We start from the raw sequence: 23,727 nt of genomic DNA, 5'->3' as shown, positions 1-23,727 counted from the left end.
AGGATTTTGGAAAATCCTTGGCGCCGCTCCACCGTCAGCGTGCGAGTGTGAGCCTTTGATTGACCTCGACCGGCTGCCAATCGCCGCTCTCTCCATCTGGCCAGATCACCCGGATCTCGGCCGCCGCCACATCGCCAAGCCCGAAATGCAGCGGCCCGGAAACGCCACCTGCATGGCCACCGCCCACGGTGATTTCCTGCGTCCAGAGCCTGTCCTCGGCGCGGAGTTCCACGAAAGCTCCCACGGCATCGGGGTTCGGCCGTTCCTGCCTGACATGTACCAGAAGCCATCCCCTGGCTTCCTCTGTCACATTCTGGTAGAGTTCCATCGGTGCGTGGCGGTTCAGAACCGCCAGGTCAAGCAGCCCGTCCCCGTTCAGATCCGCCAGCGCCGCGCCCCTACTGCGGTGCAGGCTGGCCACCCCGGCCTGAAGCCCCGCTTCGGTGAAGCGCCCCTCAGGGCTGCCCATCAGCAGGTTGTTGGGGTCTTCCATGGCGCTGCCGGGCATCTGTTCCACATTGCCCTTGGCCACGAAGAGATCATCCCACCCGTCATTGTCCACATCTCCGAACACGGCGTGCCAGCCGGTCGAGGGCCTGCCATCGCCGCCCGTATAGGGGCGGTGTGCGGTGGCGCCGCTTTCGTATGGGGCGTCGAGATAGCTGGGGCCTTGCGCGCCGATACGTAACGCCTGCAATCGCTGATCCCCCATGGAGGTCAGGTAGACCTCGGACAGCCCGTCGCCATCCAGATCGCGCGAGGCAATGCCCATCCCCCAAAGCTGGTGGCTGTTCCATCCGTCCTCTGGCCCGAAAAGTCGCGGATCACTCTCCATCGCCCACATCTGTTCTTCGCCGCCGCGCACATAGTAGTGCCGATCATTTGAGACGCGCAGATCGGCGCGGCCCTGCCGTCCCCAGTCCGTGAACAGCATCGACAAGGCGCAGAACCCCGGTTCCAGTGGCAGGGGCGGGGTGTAGCTGTCGCCCTCCGGTCGGTAGAGCTGGTTGATGTCGCAGGCTTCGAACGGGCCTTCCGGATCACTCCGGTCCACGTAATTGCCGAAGGCGAGCGTGGGCAGGGTCTGACTCGTTTCCCATGTGGCCGAAAACGCTGTGGTCCAGCGTGCGTCGGTCTGAAAGCCGATCCCCTCGAACGGGGCAAATGCGCAGTTGCCTAGCCCGCGCATCAGCATGTTGTCCCCCACCCGCAACACGGCGAGATCAAGAACCCCGTCGCTGTCGATATCGAGCGGATAAGCCCCGATGACGCTTGTCAGGGACAGGGCACTGTCCACCGCATCGAAAACCAGATCGCCGCCAGGGGCGGAGCGGTTGAGGAAGAGCTGCGCCGGGGCCTCGCCCCCCGCAGCATAGAGCTCTGGCAGGGCGTCGCCATTGCAGTCAAAGGCCGCAACCCCGCCGCCCACGAAATGCTCCCACCCGCCTTCATAGCTGTGCGGTGCAATCGGGCGCGGCTCGAAGAGCGGGTCTGCAAGGGCAGGGACCGAGGACACCAGCAGAGTGGCGAGACATAGCTCAGGCCGCATCGGCACCGAGGTTGCGGATCGTCAGCTCCGACACCCCCTCCATCGCGCAGGCAGCCGCCCCCTTAGCCCACATCAGATCGCCCCACTTATGCACCCGGATTTCCGGCAATGGGGCGTCGACCTGCACGACCGAGGATTTCACCCGGTCCAGCACGTCGGACCCGTAGAGAAAGTCGAAGGTCATCTGTTCGCCGGACAGGATCACCAGGCTGGGGTCGAAGATGTTGATCACATTGGCCAGCCCCATGGCAAACATCCGGCCCGCCCGGTCGAAGATGGACCGCGCCATCGCATCGCCCGCCTTGGCGCGGGAATAGAGGACCGAGAGATCGTCCTCGGGCTGCGCGCTGCCGCGGATATTGGCCTCTCGCAGCAGGGCATAGTCGCCCACATAGGCCTCCAGGCAACCGCGTTGACCGCAACGGCAGAGCGCCCCGTCGAGCTGCACCTTGGTGTGGCCGAACTCCGCCCCGCAGCCGCGTTCGCCCCGATAGATGCGCCCGTCGATCACGATGCCCATGCCGACACCCTGTTCGATGGTGATGACGATGAAATCAGAGACGTTGCGCGCTTCACCAAAGAGTTGCTCGGCCTTGGCAACCAGATTGGCGTCATTGTCCATATAGAAAGGCACCGGCATGGCATCGGATAACATGCGCCCCAGTTCCACGTTGCGTTGATCGAGCGACGGGGACCAGTGAACGAAATTGCGGGTCGCGTCGATCAGCCCGGCAATGCCGAGACCGACGCCGGACACTTCGCGTATGTCGCGACCGGCAGCGGTGCAGGCCCCGGTCAGGGCGCGCATGACGAGCGACACCATCTCTTCGGCGGACATGACCGGGCCGGGCAGTTCTTGGTCGTATTCGCCAACGGTCTGACCTTCGAAATCGACGAGGATCACCGTGGCGGACCGGTCGGAAATCTTGATGCCCGCGATCAGGTGCGCGGCCCCGCGTACTTTGAGTGCCACGCGCGGACGGCCCCGTTTTGCACCGGAGCGATCCCCTTCCGGAGTGATTTCTTCTATAAGACCGGCGGTCAGCAGTTCCGAGGTGATGGCGGTGACGGTGGCCGGGCTGACCTGCGTATCGCGGGCAATGTCGATTCGGGCGATTCGTCCGGCTTGGCGGATTGCCTCGAACACCTGTTGGCGTCCGTTTTCGCGCTGATCGTTCGCGGTCGATATGCGTTGATGTCCTGCCACGGTGTCCTCCCGCAGGTATAATTCACCAAAAAAAATAAATCAGCAAGGGAAGTGTTGTCGGCGTTGAGCAGACGGCCTGAAAGGCGTCGATCATTATTTAATTTGATCTTTGAAAAAAATAGTGCTAGGACAGATTCACATGGCGGGACTCGGTCGAATGGGACCCGGCCAGGTATCACAGGGAGGAAAGCATGAAGTTTCTCAAAGCAGCCGCAGCAACGGTGTTTGCGGCAACCATGACCACCGCTGCCTTTGCGCAGGACATCACCGTTGGGGTCAGCTGGTCCAACTTCCAGGAAGAACGTTGGGCGACCGACGAAGCGGCCATTGTTGCCGCTCTGGAAGCCGCTGGCGCCGAATACATCTCTGCCGACGCACAGTCGTCCGCATCCAAGCAGCTGTCGGACATCGAAAGCCTGATCGCTCAGGGCGTTGATGCCCTGATCATCCTGGCCCAGGACGCAGCAGCCATTGGCCCGGCCGTACAGGCCGCCGCCGACGAAGGCATCCCGGTCATCGCCTATGACCGCCTGATCGAAGACCCCCGCGCCTTCTACCTGACCTTCGACAACGTCGAAGTCGGCCGGATGCAGGCCCGCGCAGTTCTGGAGGCGGCGCCCTCTGGCCGTTACGTCATGATCAAGGGCTCGCCCACTGACCCGAACGCAGACTTCCTGCGCGGCGGTCAGCAGGAAGTTCTGCAAGCCGCAATCGACGCCGGTGAGATCGAGATCGTGGGCGAGGCCTACACCGATGGCTGGCTGCCTGCCAACGCACAGCGCAACATGGAGCAGATCCTGACCGCGACCGACAACGGCGTTGACGCTGTCGTGGCTTCGAATGACGGCACCGCAGGTGGTGTTGTTGCCGCTCTGACCGCGCAGGGCATGGAAGGTATCCCGGTGTCCGGCCAGGATGGCGACCACGCCGCGCTGAACCGTGTTGCCCTTGGCACCCAGACCGTGTCGGTTTGGAAAGACGCCCGTGATCTGGGCCGTGCAGCCGGTGAAATCGCCGTCGCACTGGCACAGGGCACCGCAATGGCCGATGTCGAAGGCGCACAGGAATGGACCAGCCCGTCTGGCACCACCATGACCTCGATGTTCCTTGCACCGGTTCCGATCACCGCCGAGAACCTGAGCGTCGTTGTCGATGCTGGCTGGATTGATCTGGAAACGCTCTGCCAGGGTGTTACCGACGGCCCCGCGCCTTGCAGCTAATCCTGTGATACACTGCATAGTGTAGCACCCGATACGCCCCGCCCCGCCGGGGCGTATCACCACCAGACACGCTGAACTCTGGAGTCCGGACATGACCGACACCACGTCTCAGCCAATTCCCCCGCAGCGCAAGAGTTTCGTCCAGCAACTGGAGCTGGATACGCGTCTATTGGGAATGGTTGGCGCCTTCATCATCCTTTGCATCGGGTTCGATTTCATTACGGAAGGCCGCTTCCTGACCCCGCGCAACATCTTCAACCTGACGATCCAGACCGTTTCCGTGGCCATCATGGCCTGTGGCATGGTCTTCATCATCGTCACCCGCCATATCGACCTGAGCGTCGGCGCGCTGCTGGCCACCTGTTCGGCGATCATGGCGATGACGCAGACCGATATCCTGCCCAACATGATGGGGCTGGGGCTCGGCCATCCGCTGATCGCGCCGATCTCCATCATCGTCGGCATCGCGGCAGGGGCGCTGATCGGGGCCTTCCACGGCTATCTTGTCGGCTACCTGACCATCCCGGCCTTTATCGTGACGCTTGGCGGTCTGCTGGTCTGGCGCAATGTCGGCTGGTTCCTGACCCGAGGTCAGACCATCGGTCCGCTGGATGAGACCTTCATGGCCTTCGGCGGCATCAACGGCACGCTCGGGCCGAGCCTTTCGTGGATCGTGGGTGCGGTTCTGACGGTTGCCGCCGTTGCCGCGATGTGGAACGGGCGCCGGTCGAAGGCAAGCCATGGCTTCCCGGTCAAACCGGTCTGGGCCGAACTGACCCTGTCGGGGATCACCGCAGCCGTCATCATGGGCTTCATCTGGGTTCTCAACTCCTACGAGATCCCGAGCCGTCGCCTGGAACGCATGTTCGAGGCGCGCGGCGAGGTGATGCCCGAAGGCTTTACCACCACCTACGGCCTGCCGATCTCGGTGCTGCTGCTGATCGGGATCGCCATCGCGATGACCGTTCTGGCCCGCCGCACCCGGCTTGGGCGCTATATCTTCGCCACCGGCGGCAACCCGGACGCGGCAGAGCTGTCGGGCATCAACACCCGCATGCTGACGGTCAAGATCTTTGCCCTGATGGGCGCGCTCTGCGCGATCTCGGCGGTTGTGGCCTCGGCCCGTCTGGCCAACCACACCAACGATATCGGCACGCTGGACGAACTGCGCGTCATCGCGGCGGCGGTTATCGGTGGCACGGCGCTCTCGGGCGGTCTTGGCACCATCCACGGGGCGATCCTTGGCGCGCTGATCATGCAGTCGCTGCAATCGGGCATGGCCATGGTCGGCGTCGACGCGCCGTACCAGAACATCGTTGTCGGTGTCGTGCTGGTCGCAGCCGTGCTGATCGACATCATCTATCGCAAGCGCACGGGGGATCACTGATATGACTGCACCACTCGTAGAAATGCGCGACATGTCGATCTCGTTCGGCGGGATCAAGGCGGTCGATCATGTCACGGTCGACCTGCAACCCGGTGAGGTCGTGGGCCTGCTTGGCCATAACGGCGCGGGCAAGTCGACGCTGATCAAGATGCTGTCGGGCGCCTATCAGCCCGATGGCGGCCAGATCTTCATCAACGGAGAGAAGGTCACCATCAACAACCCGCGCGATGCACGGGCGCATAATATCGAGACCATCTACCAGACGCTCGCGCTGGCCGATAACCTCGATGCGGCGTCCAACCTGTTTCTCGGGCGGGAGCTTGTGACCCCCTTCGGGCTGGTCGACGATGCGGCGATGGAGGCGGAGACGCGCAAGATCATGGGGCGTCTCAACCCGAACTTCCAGAAGTTCAACGCGCCAGTGTCGGCCCTGTCCGGTGGTCAACGCCAGTCGGTTGCCATTGCCCGCGCCGTCTACTTCAACGCGCGTATCCTGATCATGGACGAACCAACCGCCGCGCTTGGCCCCCATGAAACCCAGATGGTGGCGGAGCTGATCCAGCAGCTGAAGGCCGAAGGCATCGGGATCTTCCTGATTGACCACGACGTGCATCAGGTGATGAACCTTTGTGACCGGGCCAGCGTGATGAAGAACGGTCAGCTTGTCGGCACCGTCAACGTGAAGGATGTGACCGATGACGATCTGCTTGGCATGATCATCCTCGGCAAGCACCCGCACGAAGACGCCGCCTGACAAGGGGCGAGAGTTCAGCAAGGCGGCGGTCCCATCGGGGCCGCCGTTTTTCGTTGGAGAAGCGACCCCATGTCGTATCCTGCAAGCGCGTTTCGCATTCGGGCAGGTCCGGTGATGCGAAGCGCGGTCAAGTTGATCCACCCACAGGATGGAGACCGCGAATGTCCGATACCGCCCTCAAGACCCGCACCCGCACCGGTGGCCGCAACGCCCGCCGCAGCCAGAGGATGGTCACCGACAGCCGGATGCTGCCGGGGCTGACCAATGTGCTGCCGCATTGCGAAGTGATGGATGGCGCGCAGGTCGAGCGGATCGACAGTGCCTCGATGGACATCCTCGAAAATGTGGGGGTCGTGTTTCGCGATGATATTGCTCTCGCGGACTGGAAACGCGTGGGCGCGGATGTGCGGGGAGAGCGGGTGCATCTCGACCGGGGGCTGGTGCGGGAGCTGATCGCGACGATCCCGTCCGACTTCACCTATCATGCCCGCAACCCGGCCAACAATGTGCGGCTTGGCGGGCGGCAGTCGATCTTCGTGCCGATGACCGGTGCGCCTTTCCTGCGGGATCTGGACGATGTGCGCCGTAACCCGACGCTGGCGGACCTGGCCATGTTCCACAAGCTCAGCCACATGTCGCCCGCGCTGCATTCCAGCGCGCATCACATCGTGGAACCTTACGACCACCCGATCAGCCAGCGGCACCTGCGGATCACCTATTCCTCGATGAAGCATTCGGACAAGACCTTCATGGGCATGACCACCAGCCCGAAGAACGCCGAGGACGTGATGGAAATGTGCGCGGTGCTGTTCGGGGAGGACTTCCTCGAAACCCACCCCGTCACCACCGGCAATTGCAACGGCAACTCACCTTTGGTCTGGGATGAAACCATGCTCGGCGCGATGCGCGCGTTCTGCCGCCGCAACCAGCCGGTTCTGTGCTCCCCCTTCGTGCTTGGTGGGGCAAACACGCCCGCATCGGTCGCGCCCGCTGTGGCGCAGTTGAACGCCGAGGCTTTGTCAGCGCTCGCTTACACGCAAGTGATCCGCAAGGGCTGCCCGGCCATTTACGGGCACTACCTGTCTACCGTGTCCATGAAATCCGGTGCGCCGATGGCAGGCACGCCAGAGATCAGCCTGATGAATTTCATGATCGGCCAGATGGCGCGGTTCTACGGTGTGCCCTGGCGGACCTCGAACACGCTTGGCGGAGCCAAGACTTTCGACGCGCAGGCGGGTTATGAAAGCGCTACGACCCTGTCGGCGGTGATGCATGCCGGTGCGAATTACATCTGGCATTCGGCGGGCTGGAACGAGGCCGGGATGCACTGTTCCGTGGCCAAGTTCGTGGTGGATGCCGAACAATGCGCCATGGCCTACCGCATGGCGGAAGGCCCCCGGTGGGACGATTTCGACGAAGGCATCGCGGCAGTGTCCGATATCGGGCCGGGGGGGCATTACCTTGGCCATCCCCACACGCAGGAGAATTTTCAGCGGGCGTTCTTCATGCCGGAGCTTTTCGACAACAATTCCATCGAGCAATGGGTTGCAGAAGGCTCGAAGGAGATCACCGAACGGGCGCTCAATCATGCCCGCAAGCTGTTGCGCGAGTATGAGGAACCCCGTCTGGACGAGGCGAAGAACGAGGCGCTGCTGGACTACATCGCCCGGCGTGAGCGGGAGATTCCGGCAGCCGATGCCCTGAACCAGGAGTATTGATGTGTCGCGCGACCCCCTGCTGGAGCCCTACCAGCTGCGCCATCTGACGATCCGAAACCGCATCATCTCCACAGCCCACGCCCCGAACCTTGTCGAGGACGGCCATCCGCGCGACCGCTACCGGCTGTATCACGAAGAGAAGGCCAAGGGCGGGATCGGTATGACCATGGTCGGCGGGTCGACCAATATCGCGCCTGACAGCCCGTCCGTGTTTGGGCAGCTCTACGCGGGCGATGACAGCATCGTGCCGTGGTTCCAGCGGCTGACGGATGGGGTGAAATCCCATGGCGCGGCCATCATGTGCCAGATCACCCATATGGGGCGGCGCACGGCTTGGGACGACGGGTATTGGCTGCCGGTGATTGGCCCCTCGGGGCGGCGCGAACGCGCGCACCGGGCGTTTCCGAAGGTGATGGAGCGGGAGGATATGGCGCGCGTGGTTGGCGAATTCGTGGCCGCTGCCCGCCGTTGTCAGGAGGGCGGGTTCGATGGGATCGAGCTGCTCTCGCATTCGCACCTGCTAGGGCAATTCCTGTCGCCTTTGGTGAATGACCGGGAGGATGACTATGGCGGGTCACTGGAAAACCGCCTGCGCCTGACGCTGGAGGTTCTGGCGGCGGTGCGCGCTGCCGTGGGGCCGGAGATGATCCTCGGCATCCGCATGACCGGGGATGAGCTGGAAGAGGCCGGGCTGACCGCCGATGACTGCGTTGCCGTGGCCCGCATGCTGGCCGAGACGGGGCAGGTGGACTTCCTCAATATCCTCGCGGGTGCGCCTTATGACGATCTGGGTCTGGCCGGGTGGGTTCCTCCCATGGGCATGCCCTCGGCGCCGCATCTGCCGATCGCAGGCCGCATCCGTCAGGCGACGGGGCTGCCCGTGATCCACGCAGGCGGCATCGCCGATTTGGCCACCGCGCGTCATGCGGTCAGCGAAGGCCATGTGGACCTTGTCGGCATGACTCGCGCTCATATCGCTGATCCTCATCTGGTCGCGAAACTGATGCGCGGTGAGGAGGATCGGATACGCCCCTGCGTGGGTCTCGGGGCCTGCGTCGATCGGGTAAATCAAGGCAAACCCGCCGTTTGCGGGCATAATGCCGCGACCGGGCGCGAGGCGGTGATGCCCCATGTGATCGGCCCTGCCGACACGCGCGGCAAGGTGGTCGTCGTGGGCGGCGGCCCCGGCGGGCTGGAGGCGGCGCGGGTATCTGCCCTGCGCGGCCATGAGGTGATCCTGATGGAGGCCGCGGATCGTTTGGGTGGTCAGCTGCTATTGGCCTGCAAGGGCAGGGTTCGGCGACAGGTTTGGGGCGTGGCCGATTGGCTGATCGCGGAGGTGGAGCGGCTTGGGGTCGACACCCGGCTCAATCGCTATGCTGAGGCCGAGGACGTTGTGGCAGAAGCACCCGATGCGGTGATCATCGCCACCGGCGGATGGCCAGAGCCGCCCGCGATCCCCGGCGCTGACCTGACCCTGTCCGGTTGGGATGTGCTCTCCGGCGCGGCCCGGCCGTCCGGCGCGGTCCTGCTTTTGGACGAGGCGGGTGACCAGCCCGGGGCCGTTACGGCGGATGCCTTGGCCGAGATGGGATGTGCGATCGAATTGGTCACCCCCGACCGCAGCCCGCTGCACGATCTGGGCCCTACGACCTCCGCCGTTGCCCTGCGCCAGTTGGCCCGCGACGGGGTTCAGATGACCTGCCTGCACGAAATGATCCGCGTCGAGGCAATCGGCCCGAAACAGCGCGCCACGCTGCGCCATGTGCTGACCGGGCAGACCGTCACGCGCGAGGTGGATCATGTGGTGGTGGAACATGGGCTGACGCCCTCTGACGCGCTTTATCACGCGCTGAAGGAAGGCTCGTCCAACCTCGGCCAGCTTGACCATGCGGCCATGATCGCGGGCACCGACCCGTTCCGGGTGCTGAATCCGGAAGGCCGCTATTGGCTCGCCAGGATCGGCGACGCGGTGGCGGGGCGCAACATTCATGCTGCCGTCTATGATGCGCTGAGGGTCTGCAAAACCCTTTAAGGGATTTACTTCCGGGGCAAACTGCCGCTCAGTCACCGCCATGACCGACCATCTCAAGGGCCTTCTGATTACCACCTGCGGCGTCTTGCTAGTGGTGCCCGATTCACTCTTCGTGCGGCTGATCGAGGCGGAGCCCACGGTGATCGTATTCTGGCGCGGGCTGATCGCGGGTGTACTGGTGGCCTCCGCCGTGCTGGCCTTTCAGGGCTTGAGCGGCTTTCGAGCCGTGCTGCGCACCGGCTGGTCGGGTGTGATCTACACCGTTTTGCTGGCCTCCACCGCGCCGGGTTTCGTCATGGCTGTGGCCAACACGAGTGTGGCGAATGTGGTGTTCATCCTCGCATCCATGCCGATCTTCGCCGCCGTCTTCAGCCGGGTCTTTCTGGGCGAGCCGATCACGCGGCGGATGCTGTGGACCATCGCCGCCGTTCTGGCGGGGCTCGGGGTCATCGCCTATGGCTCGGGCGAGAATGAACTGGCGTCGTGGAAGGGCGATCTCTGGGCGCTCTACACCTCCGCCTCATTCGCGGCCGCGCTGACGGCGGTGCGGCGGTTGCGGGACACCTCGATGATCCCGGCGGTGCCGGTGGCCTATTTCCTGGCTGCGCTTATGATGTCTTTCTTCGCCGACCCGATGACCAGCTTTCACACGGAATGGCCGCTCTTCCTTGCCCATGGGGCGATCATCGGCGCGTCCTCCTGCCTTCTGGTCCTTGGCCCGCGCTATCTGAGCTCGGCAGAGGTGGCGTTGCTGATCCTGCTGGAATCCGTACTCGCCCCGCTTCTGGTCTGGGCGGTGGTGGGCGAAGACCCGGGCATCTGGGCGATCTTTGGCGGTGCGGTGGTGATCGGAGCGCTTCTGGTGTCGAACCTCATAGCGCTCCGCCGCAGCCGCCGGGTGCCGGTGGCGCGCTAGCGACGTACCGCCAGCGCGCGGTCAGGTCGCCTATGCTGGGGCCATGATAGTCATGCCGACCGCCTCTGCCTTCTTCAGAACCGCAGGGATGTCGGGTTCGCACGGGGTCGGCAATTCGGTCTGGCCGTCCGGCAGGGCCGTGCCGATCCCGGTGAAGAAGTCTTCGTGCATTTTGCCGGGGCTGTTCAGGATCAGAAGCCGCGCGGGCGTGTCACCCACGGCCTGGAAGGCGTGAACAGCCCCGTCAGGGATCGAGATGAAATCCCCCTCGCCGGCAAGAATCTCCTTTCCATCGATCATGAATCCGATCTGCCCGCCAAGAACGAAAAACCCTTCCGTTTCGCCAGCGTGATGGTTGGGGGGTGCTCCGGCACCTGGCGGAACGGTGCATTCCACAAGACAGTATTTCCCGTCCACTTCATCTGGGAAGGCGTGAAATTTCATCAGGATGTTCAAGACGTTATATGTGCGTGCGCGATCCGACATGGGGTGTTTCCTGTTGCTTGATTCCTGCATTCATGATACACACTTCTCAATATGAGACAAGCGTCTCATAATTGGGAGAGAGCCAGCATGTCCAAGGGCAGAACGTCCCAGAAAGAACGCACACGCAGGGCGATCCTTGACGGCGCGCGCCAGCTTCTGACCGAAGGCGCCCCCGTGACCGTCGCCGCTGCGGCAGAGCGGCATGGCGTGTCAAAGGCCACGGCTTACCGCTACTTCTCGGACCCCGATATTCTCGTGTCGGAGGCAATGCTGGATATCGAGGTGAAATCCTATGAGGAGATCACGCGCGGAGCTGCCGGCCTGCGGGACCGTCTACTCGCCATCAACCTCTACTTCCTTGATCTTGCACTCGAAAACGAGATGGGCTTTCGCCAGTTCCTCGGGCGGACGCTGACGGTTTCGGCGTCGGGCACGGGCGATGTCCGCCGGGGCGCGCGCCGTATCAGCATGTACTGGCAGTCGCTGGCAGATGACGACGGGGGGCTGACGCGGCAAGACCAGGATGCTTTGGTCCGGGCCCTCGCACCCGCGACCGGGATCGAGGCGATGACGGCCCTTCTGGATGTGGCCGGGGCGGGGCCAGAGCAGGCGCGGGATGCGGTATCGACCATGACGCTGGCAATACTTGACCGGTTTCTGGGGGCCGCTGCTCAGGATGACATTGGCTGATCGCGCAACCTATTCCGCCCCCGCGCGCCATTCCTTCCAGCGAAGGTAGATATTCGCCCCGATTTCAGAAAAGGGCCGCGGCGGCAGGCGCGTCGGGTCTGGCTCCGCCCTCAACGCGCGGGTGATGTCGCTCTCATGCCCGAGTGCCACTTCAGCGGCCCCCATGCCGGTCAATGTCCCCCGCGCGGTCCCGAGCCCGTTCTGGCAACAGGCAGCGTAGAGCCCTTCCTCCAGTTCCCCAGTGACGGACACGCTGTTCCGGCTGAGGCAAAGATGCCCCGCCCATGTGAACTCCATGTCGATCCCGCGCAGGTCCGGGAAGCGGTTGCCAAATTTCTGGTCGTGGATACTGCGCGCCCGTTTCAGGGCCGCGTCGCAGGCCACCATCCCCGGTTTGAAGCTCGCCGCTGTTCGGGTGACGATCCGACTGCCACCCTGAACCCCGCTGATCTTGCGCATGGTGGTGCCCATGGGATCGGACGGCGTCACGCCCCACCGGTCCGCGCCTTTCACCGCATCATCGGGCAAAACCGGCGTCATCGAGGCATATAGGAAGATATGCATCAGCCGCCCGCGCGCGAAGCCGAAGCTTTCGAGCTGGCCGTTATTGGCCATGATCACCTTGGGCGCGGTAACGGAGCCATGCATGGTGCTGACATGCCAGTCATTGCCGATACGTGCGATGCCCGTCACGGGGCTGTTTTCATGGATTAAAGCCTTGGCTTTCAGCCCTTCTGCCAGCCCCCGGATATAGCCCGCCGGTTGCAGCATGACGGTGCCGGGTGTGTAGAGGCCCGAGAGGTAATATGCGCTCCCCGTCAGCTCCTCCATCGCCTTGGCGTCGAGCATCTCCGATGCTTCCCCGAGCGTCGACAGGTGGCGCGCGTAGCTTTCGTTATGGGCATGACCCGCCGCGCTGGCCGCCCCGTTCACCTTGCCCACGGGGTCCGCGAAATCGCGGGGGATGGCGTATTCCTCGGCCGCCGACAGGGCGAAAGCAATGGCCTGCCGGTTGAGCGCCGTAACTGTCCGGTCATCGCCCGACCCCGCGTAGTCGTCTGACGCCAGATCATGCGGCAGGTCGATCATGAAGCCGGAGTTGCGGCCCGCCGCGCCTTCGGCCACGCGGCCTGCGTCCAGCACCGCCACCTTCAGCGACGGGTCCAGTTGCAGAAGTCGCCGGGCGGCGGACAGCCCCGCGAAGCCCGCCCCCACCACCGCTACGTCGGTGGTGATGTTATCCTCCAACACAACCGGGGCAGGTTGCCCCGGCAGGATGGCCGACCACGCGGCCGGCCCTTTGTGAACCGGCAGGCGCCGGGCGTGATATGCGCTCACTCCACGGCCTCATCCGCATCGTCAGAGAGGTCCAGCCAGATGGTTTTCAACTGGGTGTACTGGTCATGGGCATGAATGCCGTTGTCGCGCCCGCCGAAGCCAGACTGCTTGAACCCGCCGAAGGGGGTCGTTGCATCGCCCTCACCGAAGCTGTTCACCGTCACGGTGCCCGCCCGCAGCATCCGCGCGCCGCGAATGGCCCGTTTGGCATTGGCGGTGAACAGCGAGGCACAGAGCCCGTAGTCGGTGTCATTGGCCACTCGGATCGCCTGATCGAAATTGTCCACCGTGATGACCGACAGGACCGGGCCGAAGATCTCCTCGCGCGCAAGAACATGATCGTTGCCGGGGATTTCCACTACGGTTGCCTCGACGAAGCCGCCCTCGGCTTTGCCGCCGATCACGAAGCTTTCGGCCTTCTCCACATAGCCGCAGACCTTGTTGAAATGCGCTTCGGACACCAGAGTCCCAAGCCGGGTTTCCGGGTCCAGTGGGTCGCCGGTGTTCCACTGTTTCGCGTGATGGGCGATGCGCTCCAGCAGCTCCGCCTTTACGTCCCTATGGACGATAAGCCGCGATGAGGCAGAGCAGTTTTCGCCCATGTTCCAGAACGCGCCGTTCACCACATGCGCGGCGACCCTGTCGAGGTTTTCCGCGTCATCCATCACGATGGCGGGGTTCTTGCCGCCCATCTCCAGCGTGATTTCCTTGGCGTTGGAGTCACCAGAGTAGGACAGGAAGCGTTTGCCGGTGATGGTCGATCCGGTGAAGGACACCGCGTCAATATCCATGTGCCGGCCAATGGGTTCGCCCACCTCCGGCCCGCTGCCGGGAAGGATGTTCAGCACACCGCGCGGCAGGCCTGCTTCGGTCGCCAGTTCCGCGACGCGAAGTGCGGTCAGGCTGGTCTCCTCCGCCGGTTTCACCACCACCGAACAGCCTGCGGCCAAGGCCGGGCCGATCTTCCACGCCAGCATCAGAAGCGGGAAGTTCCACGGCAGGACGAGGCCCACGACGCCAATGGGTTCGCGCACCACCATGGCGATGTGATCGTCAGAGGCGGGGCTGACCTGATCGTAAATCTTGTCGATCGCTTCCGCGTGCCACTTGATGCAGTTGATCGTCTCCGGGATGTCCACCGTTTCGCAATCGTAAATCGGCTTGCCGCTGTCGAGGCTTTCCATCACCGCCAGTTCGCGGGCGTTGCGGGTCAGCAGTTTGGCGAAGCGGATCAGGATGCCCTTGCGCTCTGCCGGGTGCATCCGCGACCAGCGGCCATCTTCAAACGCCTCGCGCGCTTTTGCCACCGCGAAATCCACGTCCTCGGCCCCGCAGGCGGCCACATCGGTCAGCGTCTCACCCGTGGCCGGGTTCACCGTGGCAAAGGTCTTGCCAGAGGCCGCCGGGCGGTAGGCCCCGTCGATATAGGCGGCATTGGGAAAGTCCATCTCGGCGGCCAGCGCCTTGTATTCGTCGCGTGTCAGCAGGCCCATCTCTCAGTCCTCCGCTTCGATCTGCGCAATGGTGCGCTTCAGCACGCCGACCACCTGTTCCAGCGCGCGCTTGTCGTCCTTGTTCAACCCTTTGAGCGGCGGGCGCATGGGGCCCGTGGTGATCCCGTTCAGGTCCACGCCGTACTTGATCGTCTGGATGAACTTGCCGCCCTGTTCCAGCACCCGCATCAGCGGCATCATCGCCGACATGATCCGGCGGCCCTTGTCGAAATTGCCCTCCAGCGCGCAGGCCTTGTAGAGCGCGATGTGCTCTTTCGGCAGGAAGTTTGACCCGCCGCAGACCCAGAACCGGCTGCCCCAGGCGAAGAACTCCAACGCCTGATCGTCCATGCCGCAGCCAAGCTGGATATGGGGGTAGTCGCGGGCCAGCAGGTGCACCCGGTTGATATCGCCAGAGCTTTCCTTGATGCCGCAGAAATTGCGGCTGCGGCCCACGCGGTCGAGGAATTCCTCGCCCATCATCGTGCCGGTCCGGCCGGGGTAGTTGTAGAGCATGATCGGCAGGTTTGCGGCCTTGTCGATGGCCAGCGCATTCAGCGCGTTTTCGCGGTCGGTCGGCACGGAATAGGCGGGCGAGGCAAGCAAAAGGGCATCGGCCCCCATCTCTTTCGCACCTGCCGCCAGCGCCACGGAATCAGGCGTCATCATCGCGCCCGTGCCGACGACCAGTGGCAGGCGGCCCTTGATGCGGTCCTTGGTAAACCGGGCGACCTCCAGCCGCTCCTCCACCGTTTGCGCGTAGTTTTCCCCCGTCGAACCACCAGAGATCAGCCCGTGAACGCCGTCCTCGATCAGGCTGTCGATCACATCGGCCAAAGCGTCCCAGTTGACGGAGTAGTCATCCAGGAAGGGGGTCACGACGGGCGTATAGATCCCCTCGAACCGGAAGATGGGTGTCATGGGCCTCTCCTCAGGCAGTAACGGCACGCGGGGGCGCACCAAGCGGCAAGTCGAGCCCGCCCGGCATCACGAAAAGCTCGATGCGGTGGCGGGACAGGTTCCAGTGGTCGATGGCCAGAGCGGCGGCACGGTCGGCATCGCCCGCCTCGATCGCGGCGATGATCTGGTCATGCTGGTCGGCGGCCTCGCCTACGTTGCGGGCCATGGCCTCATCCCGCGGACGGTAGAAGGTCATGGAAATTCGGGCGTGGTCGATCAGCAGGCGCTGGAAGGACGGCAGCAGATAGACATTGCCCGCCATTTCGCCGGTAATCTCGTGAAAGCGGTTGTTCACAAGCGCGCGGTCGCGGGCCGATCCCTGTTGTAGCACCTTGCGGAACCGGGCCTGCGTGGTTTTCAGCTTTTCAATCTGCGCAGGCGTCGCGTTTTCCGCCGCAAGCCGCAGGATCGCGCCATAGATCATCGGGGCGGCGAGGAAGAAATCGCGCAGGGTGGTGTGGGACATCTCGCTGACCCGCGCGCCTCGGTTCTGGCGCAGATCGACATAACCTTCCCCTGCCAAGCGCCGCAGCACTTCCCGCAATGGGGTGCGGGACAGTCCGAACTCTGCGCTCAGGCTCGCCTCGTCCAGATCGGCGCCGGGCTGAAGTTCCAGCGTCAGGATCGCGGTTTTCAGCGCCTGATAGCAGGTATCCTTGGGGCTTGGAGTCGAATCGGGCATCGCGGTTTCCTTCGTTGCCCGGCTTGCCTAGCAAAGATCGTGCGCAAATAAAATACATATTGCATACAAATCGTGTTCGGGCCAAAGCTACGCTATCCTGAGGACATGACCATGCCACGCCCTGAACACTTCGCTTTCCTGTTGGTCGAGGATTTGACCCATATGGCCTTCGGCTGTGCCGTTGATCCCTTGCGCATTGCCAACCTGATCAGCGGCGAGACGCTCTATGAGTGGACGCTGGTGTCAGAGACCGGCCCGACCGTTGCGTGCTCCAACGGGATCGTCAGTCAAGTCGATTGCACGTTGGACGAACTGCCCTCGGTGGACCGCCTGTTCGTTCTGTCCGGTATCGGGGTGCAAGGCCGCGCGACCCGCAGTCTGATGAACGGGATCAGGCGGCAGGCGCGTCGGGGGGTGAAGATCGGGGGTCTCTGTTCGGCCACATGGATTCTGGCGCGTGCGGGGATGCTGGACGGGCAACGTGCCGCGATCCATTGGGACTATCACGACGCCTTCATGGAAGAGTTTCCGGATGTGAACCTGCAACGCAGCGTCTTCGTGGCGGATGAAAAGACCGTCACCTCTTCCGGGGGCACTGCAACCGCCGATCTGATGCTGCACCTGATAGAGGCCCGGCACGGCAATACGCTTGCAGCAGATGTCGCCGACCAGATGGTTTACAACACGGTTCGCAATGCCAGCGCGGAACAGCGCCTGTCCTTCCAGGCAAGGCACGGAATTCGGAACAGCCACCTGAGCCACGCCATTCGCCGGATGAATGAAACCGTGGAATTCCCGATTTCGCCAGCCGAGATCGCGGCGGAGATTGGAATATCGGTGCGGCAATTGGAGCGACTATTCGGGCGCTATCTGAATTGTTCACCCAAGAAATACCAGGTCGATATCCGCCTTCAGAAGGCCCGGCACCTGCTTTTGCAAACCGAAATGCCTGTGACAGAGGTTGCGTTTGCCTGTGGATTCAAGAGCTCAGGCCATTTCGCGCGAAGCTACAAGTCCCATTTCGGGGTGGCGCCGGGCAGCCAAAGAGGCCGGATATCCTGAACTGTTGCGATGGTCATAACCGATCGCGGCGTCAGGAATCCCGCGTTCCGGATTGTCGCTGCATATGACCCTGTCGATATGGGTAGACATTAAATTGATAGTTTTTTGTCGACCTTGAAATAGAACGACCCTATTAAAGAATGGCGAGTTGGGGATTGAATCTGCGAGATTGGTCAATTCTCTGCCCGGAATGCTGGGGGCGAAAAGAAATGAGAAACCAGAATGCGGCACCGCATTGGATCGCGGTGGATTCGTGTGCGGGTGGAATGCGGGCATGGGCCATGGATCGGAATGGGGCGGTCCTTATGAAGGTCCGCTCGGCGCAAGGGTTGGCGAAGGTGGCCGTCGATGCTTTCGAGATCGTGCTGCTCAATCTGGTGCGACCGTGGTTGATCCGCGAACAGACACCGGTGATTGTCAGCGGGCTGGCAGGATACGCGTCGGAAACAGTGGGGACGTCCCGCCGCCCGGCGGACGCCCCGATCAAGCCGGTCGCGACCTCTGACGACAGGTTCACCTTGCATGCGCTACCGGGCCTCGGGGCGGCAAAGGGTCTCGAAAAATCGCTGTCCCATCATGGTCTGATCCGCGGGATCGCTGCCGAAAAGCCAGCATTCAATGGCGCGATCTGCATCCCCGACCTACAGACGCAATGGGTGCAGATCCATGCAGCAGAAGTCCGCAATGTACAGCTTTTCATGACGCTAGAGCTGTTCGATCTGCTGGCCCCGCAGGGGGAACGGACCGGTGTCATGTCCGAACCCGCTTTGGATATGGGTGTTTTTCATGGCGCGGTCTCGGAGGCGCTGAACCAGCCGGAAATGACGGCGCAACGGCTGATATCCGCCCGGTCCGACGGTGACCCCGCCAAGGCACGGCTGAAGGGGTTGCTGATCGGTATGGAACTGGCCAGCATCAGGGCAGCTTGGCTGGGGAAACAGATCATGATCGTCAATTCATCCCCCTGGTCGTCTCTCTATGAACAGGCGTTGTCCGGGCAGGGTGCTGCTGTCCAGACCTGCGACTCGGACACAATGACGCTCGCGGGGCTGAAACACGCCTATCGGAGCCTTTGCGAAACTTTCGCCTAGCTGCGCCTCTGGCCAGACTGGAAACCGCACATAGCATGGCTTGAACCTTCTCTGCGCCCGTGCATCACTGCGCGCGACTTCAGCGTGGGGGAACGGGAATGACACGGGTCGTGATCAATGGGTTCGGGCGGATCGGCCGGTCGGTTCTGCGCGCCTGGCTGACCTCCGACGCGTGGCGAGGGGTCGAGGTGGTCGGCGTCAATGACATCGCGCCGCTGGAAACCTGTGCCTATCTGTTTGAATTCGACAGCGTCTTTGGCCCGTTTCCGGGTGGCGTGACGACAGAGCCGGGGGTGCTGATCGCAGCCGGACGGCGAATTCCGTTCACGCAGCAGCGGGATCTGGGGGCGCTGGACCTTGCGGGCGTTGATGTGCTGATGGAATGCACCGGTCGTGCCAAGGATCGGGCGATTGCAGAACAGGGGCTGGCCGCAGGGGCTACGCGGGTGCTGGTCTCCGGCCCGTCGCCGGACGCGGATCTGACCGTGGTTCTGGGGGCCAATGACGAGCGGCTGAGCGCGGATCACAGGATCGTGTCAAACGCTTCCTGCACCACCAATGCGCTTGCACCTCTGGCCCGGGTTTTGGACGATGCCTATGGGCTGGAAACCGCGCTGATGACCACGGTGCATTGCTATACCGGCAGTCAGCCGACCGTGGATATGCCGATGGCAAACCCGGCCCGCAGCCGCGCCGCCGCGCTGTCGATGGTGCCAACGACGACGAGCGCCGAGCAACTGGTCGATATCGTGCTGCCGCATCTTGCTGGCCGCATCACCGGCTCGGCGGTCAGGGTGCCAACGGCCAGCGTGTCTTGCGTGGATATGGCCGTCATTACTCGCTCCCGACCGAGCGCCGAGGAGGCCCGCGCCCTTCTGGCCTCATCGGGGGGTGTGATTGGATATACCGACAGGCCGCTTGTGTCGTCAGACCTGCGGCAAAGGCCCGAGTCCCTGATCGTGGCGGGGCCAGAGATCAAACGGTCGAAAGGCGGCATGCTGCGTGTCTTCGGCTGGTACGACAATGAATGGGGATTTTCCTGCCGGATGCTCGAGGTGGCCCGGCGGATGGGCAGTTTCGCCTGAGATAGGAGAGAGAAGATGAGCTACAAGACCTGGTTGCGCGAGGGCAATTTCATTGATGGTCAGTGGGTTGGGGCCGATAGCAACGCCACGATAGACGTCACAAACCCGGCCACGGGTGAGGTGATCGGCACCATCCCGAATGCGGGCGACGCGGAAACCAAACGTGCGATTGCCGCTGCCGAGGCCGCCTTCCCCGGCTTTGCGGCGATGGATTTGATGAGCCGCATTGGCCTGTTGTGGAAGCTGCATGACGCGCTGATGGACAATCAGAAGGATCTGGCGGAGCTTCTGACTGTCGAGATGGGCAAACCGCTGGCCGAGGCCATGGGCGAGATCGCCATCGGCGCGCAATATGTCCGCTGGTTCGCAGAAGAAGCGCGCCGCGCCAAGGGGGAAATCGTGCCCGCAGGCGTGAACGGACGCCGCATCCTCGTGACCCATCATCCCGTTGGCGTGGTCGGGATGATCACGCCTTGGAATTTCCCCTCTTCGATGCTGGCACGCAAGGTCGGTCCGGCGCTGGCCGTGGGCTGCACCGTGGTGGCGAAACCCGCAACCGCGACGCCTTATTCGGGCCTGGCCTGGGCGGCCTTGGCCGAAGAGGTGGGTTTCCCAAAAGGTGTCGTCAACGTGGTGACGGGGTCTGCCCGCAAGATCGCGGGCGCGATGATGGAAAGCCCGGTGGTGCGCAAGGTGACCTTCACCGGGTCCACGGAAGTGGGCAAGGAGCTGATCCGCCAAAGCGCTGATACCGTTAAGAAAGTCTCGATGGAACTGGGCGGTAACGCGCCCTTCGTGGTGTTCGACGATGCCGATCTGGACAAGGCGGTCGAGGGGGCGATGGTCTCAAAATTCCGCAATGCGGGGCAGACCTGTGTCTGTGCGAACCGGATGTATGTGCAGTCTGGCGTCTATGACGCCTTCGTGGCCAAGCTGGTAGAGAAAACTGCCGCGCTGAAAGTGGGCAACGGGCTGGAGCCAGGTGTTGAACAGGGGCCAATGATCGACGTTGATGCCGTTGAAAAGGTTGAAGAATTCATCGCCGACGCCACGGCGAAGGGCGGTGAGATCGCAACCGGCGGCGCGCGTCATGGCAATGGCGGCAGTTTCTTCGCGCCGACGGTGATCCGGAACGCCACGCAGGACATGATGTTCGCAAAGGAAGAGATTTTCGGGCCGTTGGCACCGGTGTTCAAATTCGAGACCGAGGAAGAGGCGATCGCGATGGCCAACGACACCGAATACGGTCTCGCCTGCTACGCCTATACCTCTGATCTTGCTCGCGCTTTCCGTCTGAACGAGGGGCTGCAATACGGGATGATCGGGATCAATTCGGGCCTCATTACCACCGTGGAAGCGCCTTTTGGCGGGGTGAAGGAAAGCGGCATGGGCAAAGAGGGCGGCAGCCAGGGGCTGAGCGATTATCTCGATACCAAATACGTCTGCATCGACGGCATCTGAGGCGCAGGTTTCCGGCTGATCCGCCGCGCGTAACGTGTGTGGAAACAGGGGGGGTGCCATGAGTACACCCCCTGTACACCCCCCGTACACCTTGCGTGCAGACGGATGGCGGTTTCGCCGCCTGCGGCGTCGACCCGGGGGCGGCCCTCGTCAAGCCCCTCCGGGGCCCTCCTCGGACCGCGTTGCCACGGGATATCGGTGCCCGGTCTGGCCCTGATGCGGGAGGCGCCTTACTCTCCGTAGGGCACCCAGATCGTCTTGACCTCGGTTGACGCGCGCAGGAAGGCTTTGCCCTCGCCAGTCGGTCCGGCCCAGTCCGGGTTGCGCCCATTGTTGACCCAGGTCCGTTTCAGCGACCCGGCGCTGCCCGCCTCGATCACGCCCGAGATATCGGTGGATGAGAAGCTCCAGACCGCGTCCACGTCCATGTGCGTGGCGAGCGGCTTTGCGAGGTCGGCATGCGACCCTGTCAGGATGTTGACCACGCCCCCCGGCACGTCCGACGTGTCGAGCACCTGGTAGAGATCGGTCGCCGTCAAAGGCGCGCTTTCGCCTGCGACCAACACGATCCGGTTGCCCATGGCCATCGCAGGCGCCAGCAGCGAGACCGGGCCAAGCAACGGCGCGTCTTCCGGGCAGAAGGCCCCGATCACGCCCACGGGTTCGTTCATGGCCAGCGCCACGCCGCGAATGGGCACCGATTTGGCCGCGCCATCGAACTTGTCGGCCCAGGCCGCGTAAGAGAAGAGCCGCGACAGGGCGGTGTCCACTTCCTTGCGGGCTGAGGCCGCGCTGCGCCCGGTTTGTGCCCGGATGCGGTCGGCGAATTCACCCGCACGCGCGCCCAGGTTCTCGGCCAGGTAATAGAGGATCTGCGCCCGAAGATGCCCGGTGGTCTTGCCCCACCCGGCGGCCTTCTGCGCGGCCTCCACCGCGTTGCGGATATCCTTGCGGTTGGCGATCCCCACATGGCCCAGAAGCGCCCCCCGAGGCCCGTGCACGGGCCGCGAATAGCCGCCATCGGGTCGCGCCTGCTTGCCGCCGACATAGAATTTTGCGGTGCGGTCGATGCCGTCGAAATCCGTCTCTCCCGGCGCGTGGACCTTCGCAGGTTTCACCGGTTTGCCCGCATCCGATGGCTTGAGATAGGCCAGCAGCCCCTCCCACCCGCCTTCGCGCCCAAAGCCGCTCTCGCGCATCCCGCCGAAGCCAGCCGCCGCGTCGAAGAGGTTGGTGGCGTTCACCCACACAACCCCCGCCGCCAGTTTTGGGGCCACATCCAAAGCGAGGTTCACGTTCTCCGTCCAGACCGTCGCGGCCAGTCCGTAGCGGGTGTTGTTGGCCATCGCCACCGCCTCATCCGGGGTACGGAAGGTGGAGGACACCAGCACGGGGCCGAAGATTTCCTCCTGCATCAGCCGGTCGGCGGGCTCCAGCCCGGTGATCAGGGTGGGCGGGTAGAAGCAGCCCGTCGAGGGCATCTCGATCGGCGCGTGATAGGTCTCGCCAGCGGTGTTTTCACTCACCATCCGGCTGATCTGCGCGTGCTGCACCGGGTCCACCACCGCGCCGATATCGATGCATTTGTCCAGCGGATCGCCCGCGCGCAGATTGGCCATGCGGGCCTTGAGCCGAGCGTGGAAATCCTCCGCGATATTTTCTTGTACAAGAAGCCGCGACCCCGCGCAGCAGACCTGCCCCTGGTTGAACCAGATCGCATCAACGAGCCCCTCGATGGCGCTGTCGATATCGGCGTCGTCGAAGACGATGTAGGGCGACTTGCCCCCCAGTTCGAGCGTCAGGGCCTTGCCGCTGCCCGCCGTCGCCTCTCGGATCTTGCGCCCCACCTCGGTCGAGCCGGTGAAGGCCACCTTGGCGATGCCGGGATGTTCGACCAGTGCCGCCCCTGTTGCGCCATCGCCGGTGACGATGTTTACGACGCCCTTGGGCAACCCGGCCTCGCGGCAGATATCGGCGAAGAGAAGCGCGGTGAGAGAGGTGTATTCGGCAGGTTTCAGCACCACCGTATTGCCCGCCGCCAGCGCCGGCGCGACCTTCCATGCCAGCATCAGGAGCGGGAAGTTCCACGGGATCACCTGCCCGCAGACGCCGAGCGGCTGGTGCCCCGGCAACTCGCTATCGCGCAGCTGCGCCAGACCGGCGTGATAGTAGAAATGCCGCTGCGCGAGGGGGATATCTATATCGCGGCTCTCGCGGATCGGCTTGCCGTTGTCCATCGTTTCCAGCACGGCGAAGAGGCGGCTGTGCTTCTGAAGAAGCCGAGCGATGGCATAGAGATGCCGGGCGCGTTTGTGGCCCGACAGTTTCGACCAGCGGGGGAAGGCCTTGGAGGCGGCCTGCACGGCGGCGTCCACATCCTCGGCGGAGCCTTGCGTGACCTGTGCCAGTTCTTCGCCCGTGGCGGGGTTCTTCGTGGCGAATGTCTCGCCGGGTGCCGTGAAGGCCCCACCGATGAACTGGCCGAACCGGCCCTCATGCTTTGCAATCCACGCGCGCGCCTCGGAAGCATCCTCCATCGCGGGGCCGTACTCCATGGTCTCGAAAATCTCGGGGATGGTCATCTTGTGCAAAC

Annotated in this window: 19 protein-coding genes; 11 read left to right on the top strand and 8 right to left on the bottom strand. The window is 63.5% G+C overall.

The features are described from left to right. Positions 1–34 precede the first annotated feature (34 nt). Positions 35–1,549, bottom strand: coding sequence for a CRTAC1 family protein (locus tag ACOOEX_RS16800; RefSeq protein WP_420395907.1), 1,515 nt, complete (start codon positions 1,547–1,549; stop codon positions 35–37). Then, a complete protein-coding gene (locus ACOOEX_RS16795; protein ID WP_420395906.1) occupies positions 1,539–2,756 on the bottom strand; it encodes an ROK family transcriptional regulator in 1,218 nt (405 codons plus the stop codon). The genes ACOOEX_RS16800 and ACOOEX_RS16795 overlap by 11 nt, the downstream gene beginning before the upstream one ends. Positions 2,757–2,947: 191 nt before the next feature. Here ACOOEX_RS16795 and xylF point away from each other — a divergent pair, with 191 nt between their 5' ends. The 6 genes from xylF (at position 2,948) to ACOOEX_RS16765 (ending at position 10,786) form a co-directional block, all read left to right on the top strand. After that, positions 2,948–3,976 carry a D-xylose ABC transporter substrate-binding protein gene (xylF, locus tag ACOOEX_RS16790; RefSeq protein ID WP_420395905.1) on the top strand — a complete coding sequence of 343 codons (1,029 nt, stop codon included), beginning with the start codon at positions 2,948–2,950 and terminating at the stop codon, positions 3,974–3,976. A 91-nt stretch (positions 3,977–4,067) separates the two neighbouring features. After that, on the top strand, positions 4,068–5,363 hold the full coding sequence (locus ACOOEX_RS16785) for a sugar ABC transporter permease (protein WP_420395904.1): 1,296 nt from the start codon (positions 4,068–4,070) through the stop codon (positions 5,361–5,363). A gap of 1 nt (position 5,364) precedes the next feature. Then, the gene (locus ACOOEX_RS16780; RefSeq protein ID WP_420395903.1) at positions 5,365–6,117 is read left to right on the top strand and encodes an ATP-binding cassette domain-containing protein; all 753 of its coding nucleotides are present in this window, start codon (positions 5,365–5,367) and stop codon (positions 6,115–6,117) included. 161 nt (positions 6,118–6,278) lie between these two features. Next, a complete protein-coding gene (locus tag ACOOEX_RS16775; RefSeq protein ID WP_420395902.1) occupies positions 6,279–7,835 on the top strand; it encodes a trimethylamine methyltransferase family protein in 1,557 nt (518 codons plus the stop codon). 1 nt (position 7,836) lies between these two features. Then, positions 7,837–9,870, top strand: a complete 2,034-nt coding sequence (locus tag ACOOEX_RS16770; protein ID WP_420395901.1) for an FAD-dependent oxidoreductase — start codon at positions 7,837–7,839, stop codon at positions 9,868–9,870. Between the two features lie 40 nt (positions 9,871–9,910). Continuing rightward, the gene (locus ACOOEX_RS16765) at positions 9,911–10,786 is read left to right on the top strand and encodes a DMT family transporter (protein ID WP_420395900.1); all 876 of its coding nucleotides are present in this window, start codon (positions 9,911–9,913) and stop codon (positions 10,784–10,786) included. A gap of 30 nt (positions 10,787–10,816) precedes the next feature. Here the strand turns inward: ACOOEX_RS16765 and ACOOEX_RS16760 are convergent, their stop codons facing one another. Next, entirely contained in the window at positions 10,817–11,272 is a 456-nt protein-coding gene (locus ACOOEX_RS16760; protein ID WP_420395899.1) for a cupin domain-containing protein, read from the bottom strand. 87 nt (positions 11,273–11,359) lie between these two features. Between ACOOEX_RS16760 and ACOOEX_RS16755 the strand changes: the two genes are divergently transcribed. Then, entirely contained in the window at positions 11,360–11,962 is a 603-nt protein-coding gene (locus ACOOEX_RS16755) for a TetR/AcrR family transcriptional regulator (RefSeq protein WP_420395898.1), read from the top strand. Between the two features lie 9 nt (positions 11,963–11,971). Here the strand turns inward: ACOOEX_RS16755 and ACOOEX_RS16750 are convergent, their stop codons facing one another. Genes ACOOEX_RS16750 through ACOOEX_RS16735 form a run of 4 tightly spaced genes read right to left on the bottom strand, consistent with a single transcriptional unit; the run spans position 11,972 to position 16,435 of the window. Beyond that, positions 11,972–13,300 carry an NAD(P)/FAD-dependent oxidoreductase gene (locus ACOOEX_RS16750; protein WP_420395897.1) on the bottom strand — a complete coding sequence of 443 codons (1,329 nt, stop codon included), beginning with the start codon at positions 13,298–13,300 and terminating at the stop codon, positions 11,972–11,974. Beyond that, positions 13,297–14,793 carry an aldehyde dehydrogenase gene (locus ACOOEX_RS16745; RefSeq protein WP_420395896.1) on the bottom strand — a complete coding sequence of 499 codons (1,497 nt, stop codon included), beginning with the start codon at positions 14,791–14,793 and terminating at the stop codon, positions 13,297–13,299. Before ACOOEX_RS16745 ends, ACOOEX_RS16750 begins: the two co-directional genes overlap by 4 nt. A 3-nt stretch (positions 14,794–14,796) precedes the next feature. Further along, positions 14,797–15,714 (bottom strand): dihydrodipicolinate synthase family protein, encoded by a 918-nt coding sequence (locus ACOOEX_RS16740; protein WP_420395895.1) that lies wholly within the window; start codon positions 15,712–15,714, stop codon positions 14,797–14,799. Positions 15,715–15,724: 10 nt separating this feature from the next. Next, positions 15,725–16,435 (bottom strand): GntR family transcriptional regulator, encoded by a 711-nt coding sequence (locus ACOOEX_RS16735; protein ID WP_420395894.1) that lies wholly within the window; start codon positions 16,433–16,435, stop codon positions 15,725–15,727. 111 nt (positions 16,436–16,546) lie between these two features. Here ACOOEX_RS16735 and ACOOEX_RS16730 point away from each other — a divergent pair, with 111 nt between their 5' ends. From ACOOEX_RS16730 to ACOOEX_RS16715, 4 genes are all read left to right on the top strand, one after another. Beyond that, positions 16,547–17,497 carry a GlxA family transcriptional regulator gene (locus ACOOEX_RS16730; protein ID WP_420395893.1) on the top strand — a complete coding sequence of 317 codons (951 nt, stop codon included), beginning with the start codon at positions 16,547–16,549 and terminating at the stop codon, positions 17,495–17,497. Positions 17,498–17,802: 305 nt separating this feature from the next. Continuing rightward, a complete protein-coding gene (locus ACOOEX_RS16725) occupies positions 17,803–18,588 on the top strand; it encodes a 2-dehydro-3-deoxygalactonokinase (protein ID WP_420395892.1) in 786 nt (261 codons plus the stop codon). Between the two features lie 98 nt (positions 18,589–18,686). Then, positions 18,687–19,673, top strand: a complete 987-nt coding sequence (locus ACOOEX_RS16720; RefSeq protein WP_420395891.1) for a type I glyceraldehyde-3-phosphate dehydrogenase — start codon at positions 18,687–18,689, stop codon at positions 19,671–19,673. Between the two features lie 15 nt (positions 19,674–19,688). Next, positions 19,689–21,134, top strand: a complete 1,446-nt coding sequence (locus ACOOEX_RS16715; protein ID WP_420395890.1) for an NAD-dependent succinate-semialdehyde dehydrogenase — start codon at positions 19,689–19,691, stop codon at positions 21,132–21,134. Positions 21,135–21,364: 230 nt separating this feature from the next. Here the strand turns inward: ACOOEX_RS16715 and ACOOEX_RS16710 are convergent, their stop codons facing one another. Beyond that, positions 21,365–23,716 (bottom strand): aldehyde dehydrogenase family protein, encoded by a 2,352-nt coding sequence (locus ACOOEX_RS16710; protein ID WP_420395889.1) that lies wholly within the window; start codon positions 23,714–23,716, stop codon positions 21,365–21,367. Positions 23,717–23,727 lie beyond the last annotated feature (11 nt).

Origin of the sequence: Nioella sp., assembly GCF_965215655.1 — a bacterium.
Lineage (GTDB): Bacteria > Pseudomonadota > Alphaproteobacteria > Rhodobacterales > Rhodobacteraceae > Nioella.
This window is presented reverse-complemented; position numbering and strand designations above follow the sequence as displayed.

Bases quoted from the DNA above. Each gene is read 5' to 3' on its own strand.
- ACOOEX_RS16775 (WP_420395902.1), top strand. From the start codon at position 6,279: ATGTCCGATACCGCCCTCAAGACCCGCACCCGCACCGGTGGCCGCAAC.
- ACOOEX_RS16710 (WP_420395889.1), bottom strand. From the start codon at position 23,716: ATGACCATCCCCGAGATTTTCGAGACCATGGAGTACGGCCCCGCGATG.
- ACOOEX_RS16720 (WP_420395891.1), top strand. From the start codon at position 18,687: ATGACACGGGTCGTGATCAATGGGTTCGGGCGGATCGGCCGGTCGGTT.
- xylF (WP_420395905.1), top strand. From the start codon at position 2,948: ATGAAGTTTCTCAAAGCAGCCGCAGCAACGGTGTTTGCGGCAACCATG.
- ACOOEX_RS16785 (WP_420395904.1), top strand. From the start codon at position 4,068: ATGACCGACACCACGTCTCAGCCAATTCCCCCGCAGCGCAAGAGTTTC.
- ACOOEX_RS16725 (WP_420395892.1), top strand. From the start codon at position 17,803: ATGAAGGTCCGCTCGGCGCAAGGGTTGGCGAAGGTGGCCGTCGATGCT.
- ACOOEX_RS16735 (WP_420395894.1), bottom strand. From the start codon at position 16,435: ATGCCCGATTCGACTCCAAGCCCCAAGGATACCTGCTATCAGGCGCTG.
- ACOOEX_RS16745 (WP_420395896.1), bottom strand. From the start codon at position 14,793: ATGGGCCTGCTGACACGCGACGAATACAAGGCGCTGGCCGCCGAGATG.
- ACOOEX_RS16800 (WP_420395907.1), bottom strand. From the start codon at position 1,549: ATGCGGCCTGAGCTATGTCTCGCCACTCTGCTGGTGTCCTCGGTCCCT.
- ACOOEX_RS16730 (WP_420395893.1), top strand. From the start codon at position 16,547: ATGCCACGCCCTGAACACTTCGCTTTCCTGTTGGTCGAGGATTTGACC.
- ACOOEX_RS16755 (WP_420395898.1), top strand. From the start codon at position 11,360: ATGTCCAAGGGCAGAACGTCCCAGAAAGAACGCACACGCAGGGCGATC.
- ACOOEX_RS16760 (WP_420395899.1), bottom strand. From the start codon at position 11,272: ATGTCGGATCGCGCACGCACATATAACGTCTTGAACATCCTGATGAAA.
- ACOOEX_RS16780 (WP_420395903.1), top strand. From the start codon at position 5,365: ATGACTGCACCACTCGTAGAAATGCGCGACATGTCGATCTCGTTCGGC.
- ACOOEX_RS16715 (WP_420395890.1), top strand. From the start codon at position 19,689: ATGAGCTACAAGACCTGGTTGCGCGAGGGCAATTTCATTGATGGTCAG.
- ACOOEX_RS16740 (WP_420395895.1), bottom strand. From the start codon at position 15,714: ATGACACCCATCTTCCGGTTCGAGGGGATCTATACGCCCGTCGTGACC.
- ACOOEX_RS16765 (WP_420395900.1), top strand. From the start codon at position 9,911: ATGACCGACCATCTCAAGGGCCTTCTGATTACCACCTGCGGCGTCTTG.